Genomic DNA, 6,397 nt, shown 5'->3' on the forward strand with positions numbered 1-6,397 from the left:
AACGAAATCTATGTTGTAACTGAACCTCTGCCCTAACTCTGAGTTGTGCACAAACTTAATGGGATTGGTATTACATAGCAAACCCTTATCATGGGGGTATGTTACGTGCTGCCCCTATCACTCAGGCAATTGTATTTTTGACAGAAAAGAGCGTGAGCATATATAGAGAGAATGTAGAGAAGGAAAAATGCGAGTAAGATTTTATCAGGTGTTTACACCGTCTTACTCGCGCCTTTATTAATCGATGCGGACGTATTGTCCTTTAAAGTTTTGGGTTTTAAATTCGACAACGGCTTGCGCATTCGAGGTTTTTTGTACCAAAATGCGTGCAATACCGTTGGCCAATTCAATACTACTGGAGCCGTTTGGCGTTCCCTGATTTTCGATAAGCTTTGCATTGCTATCGAGTGAAGAAAAGTAACCTCTGTCTTCATAATCGGTAACGAGTCGTCCATCACTATCAATAATCGATGCGGTTACCAGATATAAATTTTCAGAAACTCGCTCAGAGCTTAACGCAACCTTTTTAGGTGTATCGTGCGTGCCTACTTTGTACTCGAGCTCCAGGCTATCTTCGATGACCATACTACCGTCATTAAACCCTTTGACGTAAAGTTGGTTGTTCCCTTCAGAGAAAGGCACTTTCCAGACTAGCCCATGGGCAGGATATTGACCGTGGATGCGGTCTTTTTTGCCGAGCGTTTCACCATTGAGATACAATTCCGCCTGTTCGGTATTACAGTAAACTTTGACGTTTCGACCCGCTTTGGGCCCATACCGTACCGTCCAGGTTTTCGACTCGATGTAACACATAGGTGTTTTTTGCCAATAGCTGGCAAATACGTAATAGCTGTCTTTGGGGTTACCGGCTCGATCAACCAGACCCTTTTGATTTATGTAGGGAATTGGATTTTCCGGTCGAAGCGGCGTACCAAAATCTTTAAAAGCCCACTGGGCATTACCGATAAATCCCGGGAATCGTTCTGAAACGCTCAGGTGCCAGTCAAACAAATTGACCATGTAGTTTTCGTTCCAGTTTGAATCTTTGGCAACACTTTTGACAATTGCTTGATTCATCGCCTCTGAAACTGAGACTTGTGCATCACGTATGCCTAACTCATCAATCGGTGTTTCTTCATGGCGGCCAACATGACTGGAACCTCCGTATTCCATATGGATAAGGGCCGGATATTTTTCCCTTGAAGATTGCAGTGCTTCCTCGTATTGACCGTAAGCTCCGCCGTACCATCCCGCCCAAATTGAGGGGGAAAAAATATCAACAATATCTGCCCCGGGGTAATATTTTCGTAATGTCGTAAACCTTGATGGATCAATATCTTTGATTAAATCGTTAAGCTTTTGCACGTAAGGGGTGACAACGTCTTCAGCGCCACCTCCGGGAAAATCTTCTTCCCAGTACATTTCATTACCAATCGACCAGAATGCAATGCTCGGGTGGTTGCGATTCTGCTGTATTTGTCGCGTTAACAGTGACTCTGTATTGGCTTCCCAGGTTTCTCCACCTTTGCCTCCGCGGCACCAAGGTAATTCATCCCAAACAATTAAACCGAGTTCATTGGCAGCTTTGTAGACTTCTGGATCTTGCGGGTAGTGGCCAAGACGGACAAAATTTGCGCCAATGTTTTTAATTTGCTCTAAGTCTTTTCGGTGTTGGATATTGGACAAAGCAGCGCCGAGACCTGCATGCTCTTCATGTCGATGCGTGCCTCGTAACAAGACTCTTTCGCCATTTAAGAAAAACCCTTTACCCTCTTTGTGTTCAAACCAACGAAACCCGGTTGTAACCTGTTTACTCGCAAGCACTCTGTCTTTGTCCGATATTGTGACTTTTACACGATACAAGTCAGGTGAATCAACTGACCAGAGGGCAGGGTTGGCAATCTTATTCAAAGCGAGGGTGAGGCTTTGAGCGCCCTGATTGATAGCGATGTTGGCGTGCGTTTTACTGACCACTTTATCTGTCTGGTCAAAGATTTCGGCGACCAATGTCGATTGTGGGTAACTTTTCGTCGAATCGAAATCCAGCTCTATGACTGCCTCGGCAATGTCTTGGGAGACCTTCGGGGTTGTGACTATCAGGTTGTCTAGATATACATCGTCACTTTCAATAAGCCAGACATCACGGGTCAAACCGCCAAATATAAAAAAGTCGGATTTTTGCGATGGAATAATATCTGGGTTGTATGCGTTGCTGACACGCACCATGATGTTGGCAATTTTGTCGCGGTTAACATAATCGGTAATTTCAAAGGTAAAGCCGATATAACCACCGATATTAGTCCCGACCAGTTTCCCATTCACATAAACGTCTGCTTGCGTATTTGCGCTTTCAAAATATAAGAATTGGCGCTTGGCGTTGGAGAGTTCTAACCGTTTTTTGTACCAGCTCGCATCCCGTCGGTAGCCGGGTTGTGCGTCGACCGTATCGGTACGATTCCAGGTGTGCGGCAATTGAATGGATTGCCAATTTTTACTGTTTAACGCTTGCGATACGTTCGCATGGTTTTCTTGTAGGTACTGCCAGTCTTGATTGATATTAATGGTTTTGTCATCGCTGGCAAGAGTATTCATCGACGCAAAGACTAAACCAATGATCCATATTGTGCGGATTAAGATCTTTGGTGTCATAAATTATCCCTCATTACAGTGTGCAGGCAAAATTACCTGAACCTACATCTTGTTTTGTCAGGTTGAGCTCATAAGAAAACAGTAGTTTACACATGGTTATCTCCTGAGCAGCAGTGGCATTGATCAAATGGTTTGGTATGAGTGGCAATTGCTTGTTGCCGGATTGAGTTTTACCAGAACGGTGACCATGGATCCTTAACGCTGGCACGATCATATGTCGTGTATCAATCTCTGATTCAGACTTACCCTGCCACAAGGCACGGTTGTCAGCATTTTCTAATAGGTAGTCAAATGCTTTAAGAATACGCGCATCGCGTTTGTCCGGATAACGCCATAAATCCACATCGGCTTGCGAGGCCATTTTAGCGAGTTGGGTAAAGGCGAGTAGATTAAAGGCGCTATAGTGAAATGGACGGGTGCGGCTGAGTTCGTGTGGCTGTAAACCCTGCTCGTTAATTTGTGCGATGATACGTTTTTTGCTGTTCTCAAATACTGCTCTGGCTTGTTCTACCTCATCTAAATACAAATGACTGCCAGCAACCAAAGCATCATAATAGGTGCCATGATTATTCAGTTTCGAATTCTGTTCACGGCCTATTTCACTGGTTTTTAGCCAATTCAAAAACTGCGTTAGCCAACCGTTAAACGCCTGGTTAAAGTCGTCATCGGTGGCATTTTTCGTCAGTGTCAGACTGTCTAAGATGACCAGTAAATGCCTAAATTCAATGATGCCATAGGGCCTGCCACTGGCAACGCCGGGTACCCCCTGAGCAAAATTTAAATGCGCTGACATGGCCGTACCTGAATTCAAGAACCAGAACTCAACCAATTGCTGTAATTTTTCAGCATAGCGTTTTTCGCCTGTGTAATGGTAGGCTAAACCTAGCTTGAAACAGGCTTGTGACAGGGTGAAAAACATCTCATTGTCAGCGTCCTTCCCCCGAAATTGATGGTTGCGCTCACCATCGAGCTTGATCCAGGGCAAACCATCTGCAGTACGGGGGTTAGGCCACCAATAGGGGCCAACGCTGTAATAATCGTTCGGCTTACCGCCGGGGAGCAAAGGCGGGCTTTGCGTGACACTCAGCGGTTGCATCGCTAGCGCCTGCTCCGCATCATTAATCAGAGCTTGCCATTGTGGTGATTGTTGGTGACGGTTCGATAAGGCCTTTTTGATGATGTCCAGCTGCGGTTGTTCTGCTAGCAGTAACTTTGATTGTTGTGCCGCACAAGCCGATGAAACCCATAGTAATAACAGGGCAATATTCAGACTTACCAGATATCTCCAAAACGTCATTAGCGCGCCATCCAGCCGCCATCAACAAGTAAAATGTGGCCATTCACATAATCGGAAGCTTTACTGGACAAAAACAAGGCTGCACCATTTAAATCCGAAGGTTGACCCCATTCACCGGAAGGGATCCTGGCGGTAATGCTGTCATTGCGTTCTTTGTTATTTCTGAGTTGTTCGGTGTTATCTGTCGCAAAATAACCCGGAGCAATGGCATTGACCTGAATACCTTTATTGGCCCACTCATTGGCCAATGCTTTAGTTAACTGCGCGACAGCGCCTTTACTGGCAGCATAAGATGGCACGGTAATGCCGCCGGAAAAGCTAAGTAAAGAAGCGATATTAATAATTTTGCCATTACCTTGCTCAAGCATGATCTTTCCCACCGCTCGACAAAATCGAAATACGCCGGTGGCATTGGTATTCATGACATCTAACCAATTTTGATCGGAATGATCTTCGGCCGGTGCGCGTCGGATGATACCTGCATTGTTCACTAATATATCAATGCGACCAAATGTCTGAAATACGGTATTAACCGTATCGGCTATTTGCTCTGCATCGGATTGATCGCAAGGGAGAAATAAATGCTGAGGATTGTGAGCAGACAGTTTTTCTTTGGTATTTGCTAGGCTCTTCTCTGAACTGGCTACGGCAACAACGATGGCGCCCGCTTGCGATAACGCCAATGCCATGGCTTGACCAAGCCCGCGACTAGCGCCGGTAACGATCGCGACTTTGCCTTCTACTGAAAATAAGGAACTAACGTATGAATTCATTTTGTTATCCACTCTTTTGTAATTAATTTTGTGATATTTGCAATATTGGTAATGTGGTAAAGCCAATTTCGTTAGTGTATATTGGCTCTATTCGAAAGTCTAGATTAATAGGTGGAGGCAAAATGCAGGTTTTAAGTACAATGCATCGGTCTTTATTTGTTATATTTGTATGCTATTCATTCACTCTCACGCAGTGAGATATAGGCAATAATTTAGCGCGGTGTGAAAAGGACAAGACATTGAACGCTGGAAAATTTCTTGTCCAAAATAGCAATGGATATCGCTAGGCTACATTCTCCAATAGAATTTATTATCAAGATGAGTAAAAGGATCATTAAATGAAAACCTTACATACCGCAGACAATATTCGTTATAAAACCATGACCAATGAGGAACTCAAACAATCATTTACGATTGAAACCTTATTTGAAGAAGGTGCTTTGAATATTACTTACACTGACATCGATCGTGGCGTTGTTGGTGGTATTATGCCGACAAATTCTGCAATCCAATTGCCTGTATATAAAGAACTAGCTGCCGACTATTTTTGTCAGCGTCGTGAGTTGGGTATTATCAATATTGGCGACAAGGGTTCAGTTACTGTCGATGGCCAAACTTACAATATGGCGAATAAAGACAGCCTATACGTAGGAAAAGGGGCAAAGGAGATTGCCTTCACGAGTGAAAGTGCTAGCAACCCAGCGAAATTTTATCTGGTCAGTTACCCGGCGCATGCGGCATACCCTACCAAATTAGTCACCAAAAATGATGCCAACAAGCTAGAGCTTGGCGCCCAGGCAACCAGTAATGAACGCATTATCTATCAATCGATTTGTCCTGGTATTGTCGATAGTTGTCAGTTAGTGATGGGCTTCACCGAACTGGCACAAGGTAGTGTTTGGAACACGAATCCACCACACACCCATGCGCGCCGCTCAGAAATTTATATGTATTTTGACATGCCACAAGAGCAAAGAGTGTTTCACCTGATGGGTGAGCCTGAAGAAATTAAGTCGGTTATTTTGGCTCCGGAGCAACCTGTTGTCTCTCCTAGCTGGTCTATCCATAGCGGTGTAGGGACGTCTGCCTATACATTTATTTGGGCGATGGGTGGAGAAAATCAGGAATTTACTGATATGGACCACTTAACGTTAAATGAATTAGCTTAAATTAATTGGTAAGGCCACTTGACAAGGTGGTGGCATTGATTGAATATTGCACAGTGTGGCATGATTACACTGTGCAATTAAAAATTAATCAACCACTCAGCATTTGTAAAACACGACGTAAGTAAAAAGTTAGAAAGTAATAAAAAAAGTAAAACAGTACACAAGCAAAAACAGAAAATAAAAAACAACAATTCAAACTAATAGACAAACTACATAAAACAATAATGGAGTCTAGCGTCATGGGGAATAACAGAAAAGTTGTAGGTTCAATGTTTACTAAAACGTCAGTTGCTATCGCAATTGGGATGAGTTTAGGAAGCTTTAATGCCTATGCTCAAGAAGACAACGCAACCGCCAGCGAACAAGACATCGAAGTCATTGAAGTTTCCGGCATTCGTTCAGCACTTACCAACGCCGTCGCAGAAAAACAATCTGCCGATAACTTAAAAGAAGTTATTCAAGCCGTTGATATCGGTAAACTGCCTGACCAAAACCTTGCAGAAGTACTG

5 protein-coding genes are annotated in these 6,397 nt (G+C 43.8%); 2 read left to right on the forward strand and 3 right to left on the reverse strand.

Annotation, left to right across the window (positions count from 1 at the left end; translation table 11 throughout):
- Window positions 1–237: 237 nt before the first annotated feature.
- Genes FE810_RS16880 through kduD form a run of 3 tightly spaced genes read right to left on the reverse strand, consistent with a single transcriptional unit; the run spans window position 238 to window position 4,719 of the window.
- Complete coding sequence (locus FE810_RS16880) at window positions 238–2,649, reverse strand: glycoside hydrolase family 2 protein (RefSeq protein ID WP_138321828.1); 2,412 nt, start codon at window positions 2,647–2,649, stop codon at window positions 238–240.
- A 13-nt stretch (window positions 2,650–2,662) separates the two neighbouring features.
- Window positions 2,663–3,946 carry an alginate lyase family protein gene (locus FE810_RS16885; protein WP_138321830.1) on the reverse strand — a complete coding sequence of 428 codons (1,284 nt, stop codon included), beginning with the start codon at window positions 3,944–3,946 and terminating at the stop codon, window positions 2,663–2,665.
- Window positions 3,946–4,719: a 2-dehydro-3-deoxy-D-gluconate 5-dehydrogenase KduD gene (gene kduD, locus FE810_RS16890; RefSeq protein WP_138321832.1), complete on the reverse strand. Its 774-nt coding sequence runs from the start codon at window positions 4,717–4,719 to the stop codon at window positions 3,946–3,948. The genes FE810_RS16885 and kduD overlap by 1 nt, the downstream gene beginning before the upstream one ends.
- A 338-nt stretch (window positions 4,720–5,057) precedes the next feature.
- Between kduD and kduI the strand changes: the two genes are divergently transcribed.
- Both kduI and FE810_RS16900 read left to right on the forward strand, forming a co-directional pair.
- Window positions 5,058–5,888: a 5-dehydro-4-deoxy-D-glucuronate isomerase gene (gene kduI, locus FE810_RS16895; protein WP_138321833.1), complete on the forward strand. Its 831-nt coding sequence runs from the start codon at window positions 5,058–5,060 to the stop codon at window positions 5,886–5,888.
- Between the two features lie 269 nt (window positions 5,889–6,157).
- The coding region (locus tag FE810_RS16900) for a hypothetical protein (RefSeq protein WP_138321835.1) at window positions 6,158–6,397 on the forward strand (240 nt) is incomplete at its 3' end.

Source organism: Thalassotalea litorea, assembly GCF_005843925.1.
GTDB classification, from domain to species: Bacteria; Pseudomonadota; Gammaproteobacteria; order Enterobacterales; family Alteromonadaceae; genus Thalassotalea_A; species Thalassotalea_A litorea_A.